General features: G+C 70.5%; 16 protein-coding genes. 8 read left to right on the top strand and 8 right to left on the bottom strand.

The window, feature by feature from the left end; all coding sequences use genetic code 11:
- Nucleotides 1–19: 19 nt before the first annotated feature.
- Nucleotides 20–1,123 (bottom strand): RNA polymerase sigma factor RpoD, encoded by a 1,104-nt coding sequence (gene rpoD, locus ACQP1V_RS34560; protein WP_387413771.1) that lies wholly within the window; start codon nucleotides 1,121–1,123, stop codon nucleotides 20–22.
- A gap of 178 nt (nucleotides 1,124–1,301) precedes the next feature.
- Entirely contained in the window at nucleotides 1,302–3,305 is a 2,004-nt protein-coding gene (gene dnaG, locus ACQP1V_RS34565) for a DNA primase (protein ID WP_433414557.1), read from the bottom strand.
- Between the two features lie 139 nt (nucleotides 3,306–3,444).
- On the opposite strand from dnaG, the gene ACQP1V_RS34570 reads away from it, so the two are divergent.
- Nucleotides 3,445–4,365 (top strand): M23 family metallopeptidase, encoded by a 921-nt coding sequence (locus ACQP1V_RS34570; RefSeq protein ID WP_433426055.1) that lies wholly within the window; start codon nucleotides 3,445–3,447, stop codon nucleotides 4,363–4,365.
- A gap of 105 nt (nucleotides 4,366–4,470) precedes the next feature.
- On the opposite strand, the gene ACQP1V_RS34575 is transcribed toward ACQP1V_RS34570, so the two are convergent.
- From ACQP1V_RS34575 to ppdK, 3 genes are all read right to left on the bottom strand, one after another.
- A complete protein-coding gene (locus tag ACQP1V_RS34575) occupies nucleotides 4,471–5,697 on the bottom strand; it encodes an NAD(P)/FAD-dependent oxidoreductase (RefSeq protein ID WP_433426057.1) in 1,227 nt (408 codons plus the stop codon).
- A 111-nt stretch (nucleotides 5,698–5,808) separates the two neighbouring features.
- Nucleotides 5,809–7,080: a deoxyguanosinetriphosphate triphosphohydrolase gene (locus ACQP1V_RS34580; RefSeq protein WP_433414559.1), complete on the bottom strand. Its 1,272-nt coding sequence runs from the start codon at nucleotides 7,078–7,080 to the stop codon at nucleotides 5,809–5,811.
- Nucleotides 7,081–7,238: 158 nt separating this feature from the next.
- Entirely contained in the window at nucleotides 7,239–9,875 is a 2,637-nt protein-coding gene (gene ppdK, locus ACQP1V_RS34585) for a pyruvate, phosphate dikinase (RefSeq protein WP_433414561.1), read from the bottom strand.
- A 372-nt stretch (nucleotides 9,876–10,247) separates the two neighbouring features.
- Here ppdK and ACQP1V_RS34590 point away from each other — a divergent pair, with 372 nt between their 5' ends.
- Nucleotides 10,248–11,744, top strand: coding sequence for an alpha/beta hydrolase (locus ACQP1V_RS34590; RefSeq protein ID WP_433414563.1), 1,497 nt, complete (start codon nucleotides 10,248–10,250; stop codon nucleotides 11,742–11,744).
- A 101-nt stretch (nucleotides 11,745–11,845) separates the two neighbouring features.
- Here the strand turns inward: ACQP1V_RS34590 and ACQP1V_RS34595 are convergent, their stop codons facing one another.
- Nucleotides 11,846–13,231 carry a glycine--tRNA ligase gene (locus ACQP1V_RS34595; RefSeq protein WP_433414565.1) on the bottom strand — a complete coding sequence of 462 codons (1,386 nt, stop codon included), beginning with the start codon at nucleotides 13,229–13,231 and terminating at the stop codon, nucleotides 11,846–11,848.
- Between the two features lie 161 nt (nucleotides 13,232–13,392).
- On the bottom strand, nucleotides 13,393–13,704 hold the full coding sequence (locus ACQP1V_RS34600) for an antibiotic biosynthesis monooxygenase family protein (protein ID WP_067132482.1): 312 nt from the start codon (nucleotides 13,702–13,704) through the stop codon (nucleotides 13,393–13,395).
- Nucleotides 13,705–13,774: 70 nt separating this feature from the next.
- On the opposite strand from ACQP1V_RS34600, the gene ACQP1V_RS34605 reads away from it, so the two are divergent.
- The 6 genes from ACQP1V_RS34605 to ACQP1V_RS34630 all read left to right on the top strand — a co-directional run bounded on the left by ACQP1V_RS34605 (nucleotide 13,775) and on the right by ACQP1V_RS34630 (nucleotide 17,955).
- The gene (locus tag ACQP1V_RS34605; protein WP_433414567.1) at nucleotides 13,775–14,236 is read left to right on the top strand and encodes a DUF6703 family protein; all 462 of its coding nucleotides are present in this window, start codon (nucleotides 13,775–13,777) and stop codon (nucleotides 14,234–14,236) included.
- 113 nt (nucleotides 14,237–14,349) lie between these two features.
- On the top strand, nucleotides 14,350–15,285 hold the full coding sequence (locus ACQP1V_RS34610) for a metal ABC transporter solute-binding protein, Zn/Mn family (protein WP_433414569.1): 936 nt from the start codon (nucleotides 14,350–14,352) through the stop codon (nucleotides 15,283–15,285).
- A 25-nt stretch (nucleotides 15,286–15,310) separates the two neighbouring features.
- Nucleotides 15,311–16,105 carry a metal ABC transporter ATP-binding protein gene (locus ACQP1V_RS34615; RefSeq protein ID WP_387413834.1) on the top strand — a complete coding sequence of 265 codons (795 nt, stop codon included), beginning with the start codon at nucleotides 15,311–15,313 and terminating at the stop codon, nucleotides 16,103–16,105.
- Nucleotides 16,102–16,935: a metal ABC transporter permease gene (locus ACQP1V_RS34620; protein ID WP_067132486.1), complete on the top strand. Its 834-nt coding sequence runs from the start codon at nucleotides 16,102–16,104 to the stop codon at nucleotides 16,933–16,935. The genes ACQP1V_RS34615 and ACQP1V_RS34620 overlap by 4 nt, the downstream gene beginning before the upstream one ends.
- Complete coding sequence (locus tag ACQP1V_RS34625) at nucleotides 16,932–17,324, top strand: Fur family transcriptional regulator (RefSeq protein WP_387413759.1); 393 nt, start codon at nucleotides 16,932–16,934, stop codon at nucleotides 17,322–17,324. Before ACQP1V_RS34620 ends, ACQP1V_RS34625 begins: the two co-directional genes overlap by 4 nt.
- Nucleotides 17,325–17,406: 82 nt before the next feature.
- Nucleotides 17,407–17,955 carry a CGNR zinc finger domain-containing protein gene (locus ACQP1V_RS34630; protein WP_387413758.1) on the top strand — a complete coding sequence of 183 codons (549 nt, stop codon included), beginning with the start codon at nucleotides 17,407–17,409 and terminating at the stop codon, nucleotides 17,953–17,955.
- Here the strand turns inward: ACQP1V_RS34630 and ACQP1V_RS34635 are convergent.
- Nucleotides 17,952–18,728: an isoprenyl transferase gene (locus ACQP1V_RS34635; protein ID WP_433414572.1), complete on the bottom strand. Its 777-nt coding sequence runs from the start codon at nucleotides 18,726–18,728 to the stop codon at nucleotides 17,952–17,954. The two genes, ACQP1V_RS34630 and ACQP1V_RS34635, sit on opposite strands and share 4 nt — an antisense overlap.
- Nucleotides 18,729–18,744: the final 16 nt, after the last annotated feature.

Below are 18,744 nucleotides of genomic sequence, written 5' to 3' on the forward strand. Positions count from 1 at the left end.
GGGGCGCGCGCACGACGCGCTATTCGAGGTAGTCGCGGAGCATCTGGGCCCGGGTCGGATGGCGCAGCTTGGCCAGCGTCTTGGACTCGATCTGGCGGATCCGCTCACGGGTCACACCGAACTCCCGGCCGACCTCCTCCAGCGTGCGGGGGTGGCCGTCGGACAGCCCGAACCGGAGCTGGATGATCCGCTGCTCACGCTCGGAGAGAGTCGCGAGGATGTCGTCGAGCTGGTCCTGCAGCATGATGAACGCGGCGGCCTCGATCGGCACCACCGCGTCCCCGTCCTCGATGAAGTCGCCGAGGTCGGAGTCCTCCTCGCCGATGGGCGACTGCAGCGACACCGGCTCCTGCGCGATCCGCTGGATCTCCACCACCCGGTCGATCGGCAGGTCCATCTCGGCCGCGATCTCCTCGGGCACCGGCTCACGGCCGAGGTCCTGGTGGAGTTGCCGCTGCACCCGGACCAATTTGTTGATCGTCTCAACCATGTGGACCGGAATTCTGATCGTCCTGGCCTGGTCCGCGATGGCCCGGGTGATCGCCTGGCGAATCCACCACGTGGCGTAGGTCGAGAACTTGTATCCCTTGGCGTAATCGAATTTCTCGACCGCGCGGATCAGCCCGAGATTGCCTTCCTGGATGAGATCAAGAAAGAGCATTCCACGACCGACATAACGTTTGGCGATCGAAACCACGAGCCGCAGGTTCGCCTCGATCAGGCGCTGCTTGGCACGCACCCCCTCCCAGACCAGATCCTCAAGATCGAAGCGGCCGAGCCGCACCGCCGAGCCGTCACACAGCTTGTCCTCGGCGAACAGTCCGGCCTCGATCGCCTTGGCGAGCTCGACCTCCTCCTCGGCCGTCAACAACGGAACCCGGCCGATCTCCCGCAGGTAGATGCGGACAAGATCGCTGGTCGGAGCGCGCCGGCCGTCGTCGTCCTCCCCCTTGGCCGGTTCGTCGTCACCCTGGGGTTCGAGGACCTCGACCCCGTTCTCGGCGAGCATCCGCACGACGCGCTCCAGGGCGTCAGACGGAAGCTCGGACCTGTCGAGCGCGGCGGCCACGTCGTCCACCGTGACGCTGCCGCGTTCCCTTCCCTTCGCAACGAGGTCCGCCACCTGGTCTACCGATGGCGGCCCACTTGGTAGCACCGATGCACCCACGCATCACAGTCTGCGGTATGAGTACCACAAAGCGGCAGGCCTATTTTTGTCACCCAAGGTAAGGCAGAAGTCAATACCCGATCGCAATCTAAATCGGCGTTTGCCGGTTGTTGAGATTGGAAAGGAAAGTAATTCATGCCCCGGCGGCGCGCTCACGCAACACCCGCCGCTGCTGTTCCAGCGCGACCAGTTCGCCGAAGAGGCGGTTGTACTCCTGCTGCTCCTCCACCGGGTTGAGCCGCTGGAGCCGCGACTTGATCTGCGCGACCGACCGGCCCACCGCCGTCTCCAGCAGCCGGGCGAGCACGGCCGCGGCGTACCGCTCCTCGCCGCCCGTCTCGACGCGCGGCTCCTCGACCGCGAACCGGGTGAGCGCGGGCCGCAGCTCGTCACCGGCCGCCGCGAGCAGGCGCTCGACCCACTCCTGCCCGCCGGGACCGCCGGCGACCGTGCCGCCCACCGCCACGATCACGCCGTACAGCGCGGCGTGCTCGGGCCGGGTGAACGCCTCGCCGCCGAGGGCGTCGAACTCGGGGCCGAGCAGGGCGGGCCGCTGGACGGCGAGCTTCAGGGCCTCCGCCTCCAGCATCGCGACCGGATCGGCCTTCTCCCGCGGTTCCTGCGCCGTCGCGCGTCCCTGGGCGGGGCCGCCGTAGCGCCCCTCGTCCGGCCCGCCGTATGGACGGCCCTGCCGCCGGCCGTACTGCTGGGACCCCTGCTGCCGGCCGTACGGGCCGGGCTGGTCCTGGTGCCCGTTCCGGCCGCGGTCGCCGCCCTGGCCCCCCTGGCCGCCCTGGCCGATCGCCTGCTGGACACGCTGGATCACGAACCCCTCGTCCATGAAGCCGAGCCAGCGATCCAGGTCCACGACGTACGTCTTGCGCAGCCCGGGGTCCTTGATCGAGGCGATGACGGGGGCGGCGGCGTCGAGCGCGCCGAGCCGCCCCTCGTTGGTCGTCAGGTCGTAGCGGGAGATGACGCTGCGGATGGCGAAGGCGAACAGCGGCTCACGGCTCGCGATCAGGTCGCGGACGGCGGCGTCGCCGTGCTTCAGCCGCAGGTCGCACGGGTCGAGCCCGTCGGGCTGCACGGCGACGAACGTCTGGGTGACGAACTTCTGCTCGTCCTGGAACGCCCGGAGCGCGGCCTTCTGCCCGGCGGAGTCGCCGTCGAAGGTGAAGATCACCTCGCCGCGGAACTCGGCCTGGTCGAGCAGCAGCCGCCGCAGGACCTTGATGTGCTCCTCACCGAAGGACGTGCCACAGGTCGCCACCGCCGTCGGCACCCCGGCCAGATGGCAGGCCATGACGTCGGTGTAGCCCTCGACGATGACCGCCTGCGAGCGGCGGGCGATCTCCCGCTTGGCGAGGTCCACGCCGTACAGCACGGAGCTCTTGTGGTAGATCGGGCTCTCGGGCGTGTTGAGGTATTTCGGACCGTCGTCGGAGTCGAGCAGCTTGCGCGCGCCGAAGCCGATGACGTCGCCGGTGATGTCCCTGATCGGCCAGACCAGCCGGCCGCGGAACCGGTCGATCGGTCCTCGGCGGCCCTCCCGGACCAGGCCGCCCTTGATCAGCTCCTGCGACGTGAAGCCGCGGGCCATCAGGTGCCGGGACAGCGCCTCCCACCCGGCGGGCGCGTACCCGACGCCGAACCGCTCGGCGTCCACCCGCTCGAAGCCGCGCTCGGACAGGAATCGCCGGCCCGGCGCGGCGTCCGGCGTGGCGAGCTGCTCGGCGTAGAACTCGGCCGCGGCGCGGTGCGCCTCGATCAGCCGGACCCGCTCACCCTGCTCGCGCCCGGGGACGTAGCCGCCCTCCTCGTACCGGAGCTGGATCCCGGCGCGCTGCGCCAGGCGCTCGACGGCCTCGGAGAAGGTCAGATTCTCGATCTTCCGGACGAACGTGATGACGTCGCCGCCCTCGGCGCAGCCGAAGCAGTAGTAGTAGCCGCGCGCGGGCGTCACGTTGAACGACGGGGACTTCTCGTCATGGAAGGGGCACAGCCCCTTCAGGTTGCCGCCGCCCGCGTTCCGGAGCTGGATGTGCTCCCCCACCACGTCGGCGATCGGCGAGCGCTCCCGCACGAGCGCGATGTCCTCGTCGCTGATCCGCCCTGCACCGCTACGCCCTGCCACGCTCGCGAGTTTAGGCCCTGGAAGGGAGGTCTCGGGCGTGGGTGTCCCAGGACCGAATCTCGGTAACGGGTCGTGACCGAAATCCGCGTCAGTTACAAAGGAACGGTCGGATCTCGCTAACGTCGAGCGGGTGGAGATCATGCGATCGGGCAGACTGGCCGCCGTCGCGGCCGCCGCCATGGCCGTCGCCGGACTGACCGCCGCCTGCGGAGCGCCGGCCGGGGTCGCCGGAGTGAGCTCGTTGCCGTCCGTGCCCCGCGCCGAGGATCCGCCCCCCGAAACCCCGGACGGCGCCGTCGCCGCCCCGAAGGGAGGGGGCGCCGTCGGCGACAGCGACCACATGCGCTCCGTCGTCCCGCCCCCCGCCCCCGACCCCGTACGGCTCCCGCCGCCCAAGGTGTCGGCCTACACGTACGCGTTCCCGGTCAAGGGGTGCCGGGTGTCGTACGCGCGGCAGCTTCTCGTGCTGCCCAAGACCGTGATCTGGGCGGGCAAGGGCTGCGCGTTCGTCTCGCCGGTGAACGGCGTGGTCCGCGAGGTCAACGTGCAGAACCGGTGGGTCCCGTCCACGGACCGCGGCCAGGACCGCGAGGGCCGGTACGTGACGGTCCTCGGCGAGGACGGCGTGGTCTATTTGGGCGGCCACCTCGACTCGATCGAGCCGGACGTGCGGCCGGGCGCCACGGTGAAGGCGGGCCAGCGGCTCGGCCGCCTGGGCAATTCCGGGAACGCCCGCGACACCGCCAGCAACCTCTACTTCGCGATCTCCTGGCCGGCCCCGCCGGAGTACTGGTGGATCAGGCGCGGCATGGTCGAGCCGTGGGACTACCTCGACGCCTGGTACGACGGCAACCGGACGCTCTCCCCGAAGAAGGCCGTGTTCGCGCTGCGCAAGCGGGTGGGCAAGCTACCCGCCTGCGACCGGCTGTGCACCGCGAAGACGCCCCCCACGACGAAGAGCGGCGCGGCCGAGAAGGCCGACGCGACCACGAAGACACGGGCCAGTGTCAGGCGGCAGAACCAACCCGAGGACGAGCCGACCATGGTCACCCCGGGGTAGATCCGCACGGCCCGCACAGCGCCCGGCCGCGTAGAAGGTCGGGGCCGGGTGCGAAAAGATCAGCGCGAAAAGATCAGCGCGGAAAGAGGTCAGCACAGCGGGAGGTCAGCGCGGCAGGAGGTCGCCGAGCGGGACACCGGGGTCGACAAGCCGGGCCGGGTCCACGGCGGCGCCCCGCTGCCCCGCCTGTACGAGCGCCTGGATGTCGCCGGTCACGTCCCAGACGTTGACGTTCATCCCGGCGAGGACCCGGTCCTCCCGCAGCCAGAAGGCGATGAACTCCAGGCTCTCCGCGGACCCCCGGTAGACCACCCGGTCGTGGCCGGCGATGTCGCCGGAGAACTCCATCCCCAGCTCGAACTGGTCGGTGAAGAAGTACGGCACGCGGTCGTACACCACGTCCTGGCCGAGCATGGCCCGGGCGGCGGCCGGGCCGCCGTTCAGCGCGTTGGCCCAGTGCTCGACCCGTACGCGGCGGCCGAGCAGGGGGTTCATCGCCTCGGCGACGTCGCCGGCGGCGTAGATGTCGGGGTGCGAGGTGCGCAGGGAGGCGTCCACGACGATGCCGTCGGCCACCTCCAGCCCCGCGCTGCGGGCCAGCTCGTGGTTCGGGGCGACGCCGATGCCGACCACCACGTCGTCGGCGGGCAGCGAGCGGCCGTCCGAGGTGACCACCGTGCGGACGTGCCCGTCGCCCTCCAGGCGGGCGGCGGAGACACCGAGCAGCACCTCGACGCCGTGCCGCCGGTGCAGCGCCGCGAAGATCTCCCCGATCTCGGGGCCGAAGGTCCGGTAGAGCGGTGTCGGGCTGGGCACGACGATCGTCACCGCGCATCCCGCCTGGCGGGCCGCCGCGGCGGTCTCCAGCCCGATCCAGCCGCCACCGATGACGACGACGTTCCCCTGGTGGGCGAACGCGGCGCGCAGCGCCTGGCTGTCGGCGAGCGTGCGCAGGTAGTGGACGCCCTCCAGGTCCGCGCCCTCGACCGGGAGCGGGCGCGGCGTCGCCCCGGTGGCGAGCAGCAGCTTGTCGTACGGCTGGCGCTGCCCGGTGGCGAGGTGGAGCTCGTGCGCCGCGGGGTCGACGGCGGTGACGGCCACGCCCAGCAGCAGCCGCACGTCGTGCTCGGCGTACCAGTCCGGTTCGTGGACGTAGACCTTCGCCACCTCGGTGGTCCCCTGCAGGTAGCCCTTGGAGAGCGGGGGCCGCTCGTAGGGGCGCTCCTGCTCGGCCCCGATCAGCACGATCTCGCCGGTGAAGCCCTCCTCGCGGAGCGTCTGGGCCGCCTTCGCCCCCGCCAGGCCCGCCCCCACTATCGCGTACGTCGACATCTGCACCTCTCACTCCCGGCTTTCGCGCAGTATCCGCCCGCACTCCGCCCGAGTCGACCGGAACGCGCCGGACGGGTACCAGGTGCCCGGGAACGGCGTCCGGATTCCTCGTCAGGACAGGCGCCGGTGCCAGGCGACGGCGGAGGCGTCGGTCAGCGACGCGATCTGGTCGACCACGGCGCGCAGCCGGCCGGCGTCGTCGGCGGCGCGCTCGAAGGCGGGACGCAGCGCGGGTTCGAGCGTGGCGGGCGCGCCCGCCCAGATCAGCGCGGCCAGCTCGGCGATCAGCTCCCGCTGCCGCGCCTGGGCCGCGTGGTGCGCCGCGCGGGACATCACGTAGTGCGCGGTGACGCCCTTGAGCAGGGCGCACTCGAGGCGCGTGGTCCTGGGGACGACGAGGTCCGCCGTGTGCCGTCCGGCCGGCGGTTCCGCGTACGCGTACGCCTCGCGGGTGGCGTCCTGGGCCGACCGGCAGAAGCGGCCGATGAGCGAGCTGGTGAGGCGCTTGAGCGCGGCGAGGTCGTCGATGCCGCCGACGAACGGACCGGCGAAGCCGGCGGGCCAGACCGGGTCGGCGACCAGCCGGGCGAACGTGTCGGTCAGCTCGGCGACATCGGCGTCCGGGGCGTACCACTGCCGGGTCTGGCGGCAGACCTCCAGCCGCTCCTCGGGGTCGCGCAGCGCCTCGGGGGTGACGTGGCCGCAGTGCAGCGCGTCCTCCAGGTCGTGGACGGAGTAGGCGACGTCGTCGGCCCAGTCCATGATCTGCGCCTCGAAGCTGACCCGGTAGCCGGGGCTGCCCTCCCTCACCCAGGCGAAGACCTCCGCCTCCTCCGGATAGACGCAGTACGGCCCGTCGTCGCGGGCGTGGGGAAGCCCGGGGACCCGGTGGGAACCGCTCGTCCAGGGGTACTTGCAGACGGCGTCGAGCGCGGCCCTGGTGAGGTTGAGGCCGGCGCTGCGGCCGTCCTCGGTGAGGACCTTGGCCTCCAGCCGGGTGAGCAGCCGCAGGTTCTGCGCGTTGCCCTGGAAGCCGCCGCAGGGGGCGGCCACCTCGTTCAGCGCGGCCTCCCCGTTGTGGCCGAACGGCGGGTGCCCGAGGTCGTGGGCGAGGCAGGCGGTCTCGACGAGGTCGGGGTCGCGGCCGAGGAGCTTGCCCATCTCCCTGCCGATCTGGGCGCATTCGAGGGAGTGGGTGAGCCGGGTGCGGTTGCTGTGCAGGCTGTGATCGGACGGCGTCACCACCTGAGTCTTGGCGGCGAGCCGGCGGAGGGAGGCGCTGTGCATGACCCTGGCCCGGTCGCGCTCGAAGGCGCCACGTTCGGGGTTGCCCGCGGGTTCGGGCACCCACCGTGCCTGGTCGTGCTCGTCGTAGCGGATCATCTGTCCTCCTTCCCCGACGTATCGGGGAAGCAGGAGAGTACCCCTTTGGACCTCATTTCACGACAAATACCCCAGAAACTCTCAATGACCGGAGGCCATTCGAGGGCCCGCCAAGGAGCCCGCCCGCACTCCACCGCACCGGGCGCGGGCGGGCGGCTTCAGCGGGTGTCGGAGCCGTCGGAGGCGAGCGCCGCGCGCCCAGCCTCCAGCCGGGCCACCGCGACCCGGAACGGCGAGCACGACACGTAGTCGAGACCGATCTCGTGGCAGAAGTGCACCGACGCCGGGTCGCCTCCGTGCTCGCCGCAGATGCCGATCTTGAGGTCCGGACGGGTGCGCCGGCCCTCCTCCACCGCGATCCGCATCAGGCGGCCGACGCCGTCCCGGTCGATCGACTCGAACGGAGAGACGCCGAAGATGCCGAGGTCCAGGTACTTGCCGAAGAACGCGCTCTCCACGTCGTCCCGCGAGAAGGCCCAGGTCATCTGGGTGAGGTCGTTGGTGCCGAACGAGAAGAACTCGGCCGCCTCGGCGATCTGCCCGGCGGTCAGCGCCGCCCGCGGCACCTCGATCATCGTGCCGACCATCGCGTCCACGCCCTTGTCGGCGAGGATGCGCAGCGCCTCCTCGCGTACGCTCTCCAGCTCCTGCACCGCGCCCACCAGCGGGATCATGATCTCGGCCCGGGGGTCGGCGCTCTCCTTGGCCGCGTCGGCGATCGCGCGTACCTGCATCGCGAACAGGCCGGGGATGACCAGGCCGAGCCGCACGCCGCGCAGGCCGAGCATCGGGTTCTGCTCGTGCAGCCGCTTGACCGCGTCGAGCAGCCTGCGGTCCTTCTCGTCGGCCGCGTCACCGGCGAGCGCGACCTTGACGGCCAGCTCGGTGTAGTCGGGCAGGAACTCGTGCAGCGGCGGGTCGATGAGCCGGATGGTGACCGGCAGGCCGTCCATCGCCGCGAAGATGCCGGCGAAGTCGGCCTTCTGCAGCGGTTCGAGCGCGTCCAGCGCCGCCTGCCGTTCCTCGCCGGTGGAGGCCAGGATCAGGTCCTCGACCAGCTTGCGCCGGTCGCCGAGGAACATGTGCTCCGTACGGCACAGCCCGATGCCCTGGGCGCCGAACGCACGGGCGCGGGCGGCGTCCTCCGGTGTGTCGGCGTTGGCCCGTACGGCGAGGCGCCGTACGGCGTCGGCGTGCCGCATGATCCGGTCCACCGCGACGACCAGCTCGTCCTCGACCGGGCCGCCCTCGAAGTACTCCATCACCGGTGAGGCCACCACGGGCACCTCGCCCAGGTAGACGGCGCCGGTGCTGCCGTCGATCGAGATCACGTCGCCCTCGCTGACGACGACGCCACCGGGAGCGGTGCAGCGGCCGGCGCGCGTGTCCACGACCAGTTCCTCGGCGCCGCACACGCAGGTCTTGCCCATGCCGCGGGCGACCACGGCCGCGTGCGAGGTCTTGCCGCCGCGCGAGGTGAGCACGCCCTGGGCGGCGATCATCCCGGCCAGGTCGTCCGGGTTGGTCTCCCGCCGGACGAGGATGACCGGCTCGCCCCGGCCCGCCAGCTCGACGGCCTTGGCCGAGGTGAAGACGGCCTTGCCCACGGCGGCGCCGGGCGAGGCGTTCATGCCCGTGGTGAGCCGGGTGTTGCCGGCGGTGGCGGAGAAGCGCGGGAACATGAGCTGCGCGAGCTGGTGGCCGGAGACGCGGCTGACCGCCTCGTCCATGTCGATCAGGCCCTCGTCCACGAGCTGCGTGGCGATGCAGAAGGCCGCGCCCGCCGTACGCTTGCCGACCCGGGTCTGCAGCATCCAGAGCTTGCCGCGCTCGATGGTGAACTCGATGTCGCACAGGTCGCGGTAGTGGTTCTCCAGCGTGCTCATGATGTCGAGCAGCTCACGGTAGGAGGCGGGGTCGATCCGCTCCAGCTCCTGCAGCGGCACGGTGTTGCGGATGCCGGCCACCACGTCCTCGCCCTGCGCGTTCTGCAGGTAGTCGCCGTACACGCCCTGGTGGCCGGAACCGGGGTCGCGGGTGAAGGCGACGCCGGTGCCCGAGTCCATCCCGATGTTGCCGAAGACCATCGCGACGACGTTGACGGCGGTGCCGAGCTCAGCCGGGATGCGCTCCTGCCGCCGGTAGAGGACGGCCCGCGGCGCGTTCCACGAGTCGAAGACGGCCCTGATCGCCAGCTCCATCTGCTCGCGCGGGTCCGAGGGGAACTCCCGCCCCTTCTGCTCCCGGACGATCCCCTTGTACGTCTCGACGAGGCGCTGGAGGTCGCCCGCGTCGAGGTCGGTGTCCTGGCGGGAGCCCTTCAGCTCGTCGAGCGCGGCCTCGAACAACTCGCCCTCGATGTCGAGGACGGTCTTGCCGAACATCTGGATCAGCCGGCGGTAGGAGTCCCACGCGAAGCGCTCGTGGCCGGACTGCTTGGCCAGTCCGAGCACCGAGGCGTCGTTGAGGCCGATGTTGAGGACGGTCTCCATCATGCCGGGCATGGAGAACTTGGCGCCCGACCGGACGCTGACGAGCAGCGGGTCGGCGGCGTCGCCGAGGCGCTTGCCCATCCTCGTCTCCAGCGCCTCGAGCTGGACGGCGATCTCGGCGGCGAGACCGTCGGGGACGTCGCCCTCCGCGAGGTAGTGCCGGCAGGCGTCGGTGGTGATCGTGAATCCCGGGGGGACCGGGAGACCGAGATTGGTCATTTCCGCAAGATTGGCGCCCTTTCCACCGAGAAGATCCTTGAGATCCTTGTTGCCCTCGGTGAAGTCATAAACAAACTTGCGCACGCGAGCTCCTTCGGCCACTTCAATTACACGGGTCCGTCCGCATTCGCACTGTACCGAGCAACAACCCGACGAAACATCACCACTCACGAGATATCATGTTTACCCAGCTAGACAGGCATGCGGAGGTCTAATCCACTCCACCCTCGATTAAAAATGAGCATTTTTCTCGGATCATCAAAGAGTGGTGTAAACCAATTCCATCCGACATTGGAGATCATTCATCTCGCGTTAATTGGTGTAGACCATTACACCTTCCAGTGGCGTACGGCTTTCGGAGACGGGACACGGCGGCCGGGTAACGGGAACACCGGAGCCACGGGGCCTAGGATTGATCCACCCCTCCAAAGATGATCTGTAGCGGAGGGTGTTTGCATGTCACGAAAGTTCCGGCATATCGCTATCTCGGGGGTCGTAGCACTCGCCGTGATGAGCTGTGGGGCCGGCCGGACCGAGATCTCCCCCACGCGGGTGGACGGCGCCTCCACCATCGACCCGTCCCCCCAGACCCTCAAGTGGGGGGCGTGCGAGGGAGTGCCCTCCTCCGCGGGCTTCCAGTGCGCCACGCTGAAAGTGCCGCTCGACTACGCGAAGCCGTCCGGCGAGACGGTCGGCATCGCCCTCGTCCGCCGCCCCGCCACCGACAAGAAGAACCGGATCGGCTCGCTCGTCTTCAACTTCGGCGGGCCCGGCGGCTCCGGCGTGTCCACCCTGTTCGACGCCGCGGGCGCCTTCTCCACGCTCAACAAGCGCTACGACCTGGTCAGCTTCGACCCCCGCGGGGTGGACCGCAGCAGCGGGATCAGGTGCCTGAACAGCGCCGAGCTGGAGCGGTACCTCGCCCGCGAGCCGAGCTCCGACACCGTCGAGGAGACCCACCTGCTCACCCAGTTCGCCAAGGCCTGTGAGCAGAACGCCGGGCACATCCTGCCGTACGTCGGCACCCTCAACGCGGCCCGGGACCTGGAGGTCATGCGCGCCGCGCTCGGCGACGAGCGTCTGAACTACCTCGGCTTCTCCTACGGCACCCACCTGGGCGCCCTCTACGCGACGCAGTTCCCCAAGCACACGGGCCGCATGGTGCTCGACTCCGCGCTCGACCCGTCCGTGGGGATGCTGGATACGGCCCGAACCCAGATCAAGGGCTTCCAGAAGGCGTACCAGAACTACCTCACCGCCTGCGTGAAGCAGCCGCACGGGTGCCCGCTCGGCAAGACCACCGCGGCGGCGAACGCGGCCGTGCTCAAGCTCATCGACGGCCTGCAGGCGCACCCCGCCAAGTCGGGCGACCGCGAGGTCACCGCCACCGTGGCCAGGACCGCCGTCGCCCAGGCGCTCTACAGCCAGATGGCCTGGCCGCTGCTCACCGAGGCCCTGGAGCAGGGGATGAAGGGCAACATGGCCGGGCTGCTGGCCCTCGCCGACCAGTACGGCGGGCGCCAACCCGACGGGACGTACTCGACCCTGCAGATGTCGCTGCCCGCCATCCTGTGCGCGGACACCACGGAACGGCCGAACGTCGAGGAGGCGGAGAAGGTGGCGCGTGAGCTCAAGGACCGGTCGCCCATCTTCGCCATCACCGCGGCCAGTTCGGCCATCTGCAGCGTGTGGCCCGTCCCGGGTGAGAACACCAACCGGCACATCGACGCGTCCGGAGCCAATCCGATCGTGGTCGTCGGTGTGACCCACGACCCCGCCACGCCGTACGAGTGGGCGCCGAGGCTGACCCAGCAGCTGCGCAGCGCCGTCCTGGTGACGCTGAAGGGCGAGGGCCACGGCGCCTACGGGCAGAACAACCCGTGCGTGGACAACGCCGTCAACTCCTACCTGCTGGAGGGGAAGGTCCCGCCCAAGGGTCTGATCTGCGGCTGACCTTCACACACGGAAAAGCACCCGCCGGACGGGCCGGCGGGTGCTTTTCGCTGTTCCGATGTCGCCCCGTGCCCGCTCTTCGCGGGCGGCGGGGCGGGCAATCAGTCGTTGAGGTGCGTCCGGAGGTAGGACTCGACCTGGTCGATGGAGATCCGCTGTTGCGCCATGGAGTCGCGCTCGCGGATGGTCACCGCGTTGTCCTCCAGGGTGTCGAAGTCCACCGTGATCGCGAACGGCGTGCCGATCTCGTCCTGGCGGCGGTAGCGGCGGCCGATCGCGCCCGCGTCGTCGAAGTCGACGTTCCAGCGGCGGCGGAGCTGGGCGGCGAGGTCACGCGCCTTCGGCGACAGGTCGGCGTTGCGCGAGAGCGGCAGCACCGCGACCTTGACCGGCGCCAGCCGGTGGTCGAGGCGCATGACGGTCCGCTCCTCCATGACGCCCTTGGAGTTGGGCGCCTCGTCCACCGTGTACGCGTCGAGCAGGAAGGTCAGCGTCGCCCGGTCCACACCGGCCGCCGGCTCGATCACGTACGGCACGAAGCGCTCGCCGGAATCCTGCTCGAAGAACGACAGGTCGGTGCCGGACGCCTTGCCGTGCGCGGTGAGGTCGAAGTCGGTGCGGTTGGCGATGCCCTCCAGCTCGCCCCACTCAGAGCCGGTGAAGTTGAAGCGGTACTCGATGTCCACCGTGCGCTTGGAGTAGTGGGACAACTTCTCCTTCGGGTGCTCATAGAGCCGGATGTTGTCCTTGTTGATGCCGAGGTCGACGTACCAGCGCAGGCGCTCGTCGATCCAGTACTGGTGCCACTCCTCGTCAGTGCCCGGCTTGACGAAGAACTCCATCTCCATCTGCTCGAACTCGCGGGTGCGGAAGATGAAGTTGCCCGGCGTGATCTCGTTGCGGAACGACTTGCCGATCTGGCCGATGCCGAACGGGATCTTCCTGCGTGCCGACTGCTGCACGTTGAGGTAGTTGATGAAGATGCCCTGCGCGGTCTCCGGGCGGAGATAGGCCAGGCCGGACTCGTCCTCCACCGGGCCGAGGTACGTCTTCAGCAGGCCGCTGAACTGCCGGGGCTCGGTGAACGCGCCCTTGTTGCCGCAGTTGGGACAGGTGATGTCCGCGAGGCCGCCCGCGGGCGCCTTGCCGTGCTTCTCCTCGTACGCCTCGACGAGGTGGTCGGCGCGGTAGCGCTTGTGGCAGGACTGGCACTCGGTCAGCGGGTCGCTGAAGGTCTCCACGTGGCCGCTGGCCTGCCACACCTCAGGCGCGAGGATGACGCAGGAGTCGAGGCCGACGACGTCGTCGCGGCCCTGCACCACGGCCTTCCACCACTCGCGCTTGACGTTGTTCTTCAGCTCGACACCGAGCGGCCCGTAGTCCCACGACGCGCGCAGGCCTCCGTAGATCTCGCTCGACGGGTAGACGAGCCCGCGGCGCTTGGAGAGGCTGACGATCGTTTCCATGACGTCGGTGCGACGTGCCATTGGTGAGAACTCCATCCGGCTGGGTGTCGGGTTGGGATCGTGCGCGCATGTGCGGGGCCGCGCCGACGGGTCTGTCGTCGCCCGGGCGAAAGTCGCGCCCGCTACCTGCTCGATCTCCTCCAAGCTTAGGGGAACCTCGGCCCGGCTCGCTCATAGCTCGCTCAGGTCTGATCGAGCACCGCCGACGGGGCGGCCGGGGACGCGTCCACCGGTTCGAACGCGCTCGGCTCGTTGATCATCAGGGTCATCAGCGGATACATCGCCATCCGGGCGGCGCCCAGCGCCCGGCGGTAGAAGCCGGCGCCCTCCCACTCGCTGACCAGGGCCCACAGGTCGGGCTCGTCGACGGACCTGCCGAGCTGGCCGCGCAGATATCCGGGCTGGGCGGCGAACAGGTCGAGGATGTCGCGGGCCTGCGCGACGAACTCGTCCGCTTGCGCGGCGGGCACGGCGTAACGGATCAGGGCGAGCATGGGCCCAGCATCCCACGCGGTCGGCGGTGAGCGGGTGCGCCGGGGCGGCTCGCGTGACTAGGCTCGGCACGTGGCAGGTGACACAGGGCAGGACAAGGGGCCGGGCGCGCCGAAGGTTTCGGCGCATCCCCTGGCCAGGAAGCCGGCCGGCGATCCGGCGCGCGTCGGGGGACGCGGTCCGGGACGGCCGGGGGGCAAGGGGGCCGGGCGTCCGCTCCCGCCGGGCGAACAGTTCTTCACGCCGGGCGCGACCGGCCTGCGGCGGGCGGTGGAGACCAGGAGCGCGACCGCGCTGGTGTTCCTCTTCCAGCTCCCGCGCTGGGTGGTCCCGGTCGTCATGGTCGTCCTGATGCTGACCGGCGTCGTGGTGGCCGACTGGCGCGGCGGACTGGCGGTGCTGCCGGTGCTGGCGTTCGTGCTGTGGCTCGCGTACATGTCGTGGCCGTCGCTGCGCCCGGGCGCGCGCCTGCTGCGGGTGGCACTGGTCACCTTCCTCGCCCTGCTCACAGCTACCCGTTTCGGCCTGTTCTGACAGCGGCTGCCCTGGTTCAGGGCGCTCGGAGGGGCCCTGAACCGGTTCGACGCACACTGTCGATTTTGACAATGGTTTTCATTTTGCCGGATACTTGTGGCGTGATGTCCCGTATGCGCTCTCTCGTCCTCACCGGCGCCCTGCTGAGCGCCACTACCGCCACCGCCGCGGCCTGTGGCTCCGGAGGCGCCGCCACCGGCGACGGCAAGCCCGCGGTGATGGCCGCCTTCTATCCGCTCCAGTGGATCTCGCAGCAGGTGGGCGGGCCGGACGTGTCCGTCGCCGGCCTCACCAAGCCCGGCACCGAGCCGCACGACCTGGAGCTGACCGCGCGCCAGGTCGCCGACATCCAGGACTCCTCGCTCGTCGTCTACATCAAGGGCGTCCAGCCGGCGGTGGACGAGGCGGTCGAGGGCCACGCGTCCGCCAAGGCGTTCGACGCCGCCTCCACCGTGGCCACCCTGCCCGCGACGGCCGGGGAGGAAGGGCACGACGAGCACGGGGAGCACGGGCACGCCGACGTCTCCTACGACCCGCACATCTGGCTCGACCCGAGCCGGCTCGCCACCGTCGCCGGCAAGCTCGGCGAGCGGCTGGCCGAGGCCGACCCCGCCCACGCCGCGGCGTACCGGCAGCGCGCCGCCACCACGGCCGCAGAGCTGAACAAGCTGGACGAGGCGTACCGGACCGGCCTGACCGGGTGCGGCAAGAAGGCGATCGTGACCAGCCACAGCGCCTTCGGCTATCTGGCCGCGCGGTACGGCCTGGAGCAGATCGCGGTCAGCGGTCTCGACCCGGACGCCGAGCCCTCCCCCACACGCCTCGCGCAGGTGGCCGACGTCGCCAAGCGAGAGAATGTGACTACCATTTTCACCGAGGAGCTCGTCAGCCCCAAGGTGGCCGAGATCCTGGCCAAGGAGGTCGGCGCCAAGACCGCCGTGCTCAACCCCATCGAGAGCGAGCCCGATGGCGGTGACTACCTCTCCGCGGCCAAGCAGAACCTGGAAGCCCTGAGGAAGGCCCTGGAATGCCCCACGACGGAAGGGTGAGCGTGCGGTGAGTGCCGCGTTCACGATGACCGGCGGCGAGGTCGCCCTCGACGGCCGGCCCATTCTGCGGGGCGTCGACCTGACGGTGCGGGACGGGGAGTTCCTCGTCGTCCTCGGCGCCAACGGCTCCGGCAAGTCCACGCTCATCCGCACCCTGCTCGGGCTCGTCCCGCTGTCCGGCGGCTCCGTCCAGCTGTACGGAACGCCGCCCGGCAAGTTCCGCGACTGGGGGCGGATCGGCTACGTGCCGCAACGCCTGTCCGTCGGAGGCGGGGTGCCGGCCACGGTCCGCGAGGTGGTCTCGTCGGGTCGCATCGCCCGGCGCCGCCGCTTCCGCCGGACCGCCGCGGAGGACCGGCGCGCCGTCGCCGACGCCCTCGACGCCGTGGGGCTCGCCGGCCGGGCCGGATATCCCGTACAGGCCCTGTCCGGAGGCCAGCAGCAGCGGGTGCTCATCGCCCGCGCGCTGGCCGGCGAGCCGGACGCGTTCGTGATGGACGAGCCGACCGCCGGCGTGGACGCCGACAGCCAGCGCCTGCTCGCGGACACCCTCGCCGGGCTGCGGGAACGCGGCAAGACGGTGGTCCTGGTCGCGCACGAGCTGGGCCCGCTCGAACCGCTGATCACCCGCGCCATCGTGCTGCGCGAGGGCCGCATCGCCTACGACGGCGCGCCTCCTGCCGCGGCCGAGGCGGGGGTCGACACGGCCGGGCACGTCCACGCCCACGCCCACGCGCACACCGGCGTGCTGAACGGCTGGCCGGACGTCATCGGATCACGGGCGGCGGCCGCCGAGGCCGGCGCGACGGGAGAGGCATGAGCGGCATCCTGCAGTACGACTTCATGGTCCTCGGGCTGGTCGCGGCCGTCTTCGTCGGCCTCGCCGCCCCCGTCGTCGGCACGTTCATCGTCCAGCGCCGCCTGGCGCTGCTCGGCGACGGCATCGGGCACGTGGCGCTGACCGGTGTCGCGCTCGGTTTCCTGACCGGCACCGCGCCCCTGGTGACCGCCATCATCGTGGCCGTGCTGGGCGCCGTCGCCATCGAGATGGTGCGCGCCCGGGGCCGGACCAGCGGCGACGTGGCCCTCGCCCTGCTGTTCTACGGCGGCATCGCCGGCGGCGTGCTGCTCATCTACCTGTCGCCGGGGCAGAGCAACTCCACGCTGACGTCCTACCTGTTCGGCTCGATCTCCACGGTGGCCGAGCGGGACGTGTGGGTGATCGGCGGCCTGGCGGTGGCCGTGCTCGGCGTCGTCGCCCTCTTCGGACGCGAGCTGTTCGTGCTCTGCCAGGACGAGGAGGTGGCCCGGGCGAGCGGCCTTCCGGTGCGCTTCCTCAGCCTGCTGCTCGCGGTGACCGCCGCCCTCACGGTCGTCATCGCCATGCGCGTGGTGGGCCTGCTCCTGGTGAGCGCCCTGATGGTCGTCCCCGTCGCGACCAGCCAGCAGATCATGCGCAGCTTCCGCGGCACCATGGTCCTCGCCACGGCGCTCGGCGTGGTCGCCACGGTCGGCGGCCTCACCACCGCGTTCTACATCGACGTTCCCCCGGGCTCGGCGATCGTGCTGATCGCGCTCGCCGGGTTTGTGCTCTCCCTGCTGATAGGTAGATTCGTACGGCGAAGCCGTACCTGGGAGTCGACACCATGAGTAAGAGCAGTGACGCCGTTCACGCGATCCTGCGGCAGAGCGAAGGGTTCCGAAGCGCCCAGGACATCTTCACCAAGATGCGGGCGGATGGCGCCAAGATCGGACTGACCACCGTCTACCGGGCGCTCCAGTCGCTCTCCGACGACGGCCGGGTGGACATGCTGCGCACCGACGACGGCGAGTCGGTCTACCGCGCCTGCGAGAGCGACGTCCACCACCACCATCTGGTGTGCCGCCGCTGCGGCCACACCGTCGAGGTCGCCGGGCCCGACGTCGAGCGCTGGGCCGAGGCCGTCGGAGCCGATTACGGGTTCATTGAGGTCACCCACACGGTCGAGGTCTTCGGCACCTGCCCCGACTGCGCGTCCGCCGCCGCCGGGAGCCGCTGACCGGTTTATGTCGATCCGCCGCTCGGCCGCCCGCCGGCCCCCTCCGCGGGGTACGCTGCCCCCGCCGACATAGGGAGATGCCGTGCCGTTCAGCCATGACATGGTGTACTCGCTGACCACCGCGGTCGATCTGCTCAACACCTCGCCCGCGGCGGGCGGCGACGAGGGCCTGACCAGCGTCGAGGACCTCCGCACGTTCGTGGGCCGCCGCGTGATCAGCGATGTGGAGAACCTGGACGACCGCGACCTCGTCGAGGTGCGCGAGCTGCGTGACGAGTTCTACGAAGTCTTCACCGCGCCGGATCGGGAGACCGCGGTTTCCCTGCTGAACACGCTGCTCGGCCGGACGCGCATCACGCCGAGCCTGGCCGAGCACGACGGCTTCTCGCTGCACATCCACTACTTCGCCCCGGGGGCGTCGCTGGCCGAGCACCTGGCCGCCGACTGCGGGGTCGCGCTCGCCCACGTATTGGTCGAGGACGAGCGTGACCGGCTGCGCACCTGCGCGGCGCCCGATTGCGCCCACGTTTTCGTGGACGAGTCACGCAACCGCTCCCGGGTGTACTGCGACAGCCGCACCTGCGGGAACCGGATGCACGTGGCCGCCTACCGGGCCCGCCGCCGCGCCTAAGGAGCGACCGAGTTGGGGATGGCTCCGCCGTATCTGCGGTCGCGCTTGGCGTAGATCTCGCAGGCCTGCCACAGGTCCCGGCGGTCGAAGTCGGGCCAGAGCTGGTTGAGGAAGACCATCTCGGCGTACGCGGCCTGCCAGATGAGGAAGTTTGACGTGCGCTGCTCGCCGGAGGAGCGCACGAACAGGTCCACGTCCGGGATCTCGGGCTCGTCGAGATAGCGGGCGAAGACCTTCTCCGACACCTTGCCCGGTTTGACCCGCCCGGACGCGATGTCCTGGGCGAGCTTGACCGCCGCATCCACGATCTCGGCGCGGCCGCCGTAGTTGACGCAGAACTGCAGCGTCATCTTCGTGTTGTCCCTGGTCATCTCCTCGGCGTCGCACAGCTCGGAGATGACGCTCTTCCACAGCCGTCCGGGACGGCCGGCCCAGCGGACCCGCACCCCCATCGCGTGGAGCTGGTCGCGGCGGCGGCGGATCACGTCCCGGTTGAAGCCCATGAGGAAGCGCACCTCGTCGGGCGAGCGCTTCCAGTTCTCGGTCGAGAACGCGTACGCCGACAGGTAGGGGATGCCGAGCTCGATCGCGCCCTCGACGACGTCGAAGAGCGACGCCTCGCCCATCTTGTGTCCCTCGGTCCTGGGCAGGCCGCGCGCCTTGGCCCAGCGGCCGTTGCCGTCCATGACGATCGCGACGTGACGTGGCACGAGGTCGCGCGGGATCGCGGGCGGCGTCGCGCCCGAGGGGTGCGGAGACGGAGGACGAACCATGGCCACGAGCGTATTG

The organism is Microtetraspora malaysiensis, assembly GCF_050947145.1.
Taxonomy (GTDB): domain Bacteria; phylum Actinomycetota; class Actinomycetes; order Streptosporangiales; family Streptosporangiaceae; genus Microtetraspora_A; species Microtetraspora_A malaysiensis.